Origin of the sequence: Bartonella sp. AP19HLJMH (genome assembly GCF_042196245.1) — a bacterium.
In the GTDB taxonomy this organism is placed as follows: domain Bacteria; phylum Pseudomonadota; class Alphaproteobacteria; order Rhizobiales; family Rhizobiaceae; genus Bartonella.
Genome location: NZ_JBHIPX010000109.1, coordinates 1 through 539 on the forward strand (window position 1 = coordinate 1; position 539 = coordinate 539).

The following is a 539-nucleotide window of genomic DNA, read 5'->3' on the forward strand; positions in this document are numbered from 1 at the left end:
TCTTTCCAGCCAATGCGGACCGCATCACCACGATGCAAACCCGTATACAAAAGGACATCAATCCAAACGCGTTCATGGGTACCATGGGACCATCTTTGATAATATTTCTCAACATCTTCTTCTGTCCAAACAGCAAACCCATCTTTGTTGTGAAGGGCTGGTCTTTTAACACCTAAGGCTGGATTATTTTCTAAAAGACCTTGGTCAATCGCCCAATTAAAAAGCCCATTAAGGGCTTTCAGAAAGTTTCTAGCCATTGCTGGTGTTTCTTTGCGTCGTTCAACGCCGGCTATGATATGTTTCTTTTCAATTGCTTGGTATGGAATGTTTCCTATGCTATCACATACCTTCATAAGGATGAGTTCTTTTTGTTTTTTTGTAGCTTTAGTGTAGCTATGCCAATTAGAGCTGTTAAAGTATTGTTTAAGCAGCCATGCAAATGACCCTTCAACAAGTTTACCGGTTTTTGATTTAGGAAGTATAAGCCCTTGTAACTCGGCAAGTGCGCTTTTGTAGTTGTCAACAAACTCTTGCGTTCC

General features: G+C 40.8%; 1 protein-coding gene. It reads right to left on the reverse strand.

All coding sequences use genetic code 11. From position 1 onward, the window contains the following. Positions 1-539, reverse strand: a 539-nt coding sequence (locus ACFINR_RS09635; RefSeq protein WP_404977415.1) for a phage integrase central domain-containing protein, incomplete at both ends; no start/stop codon positions are given.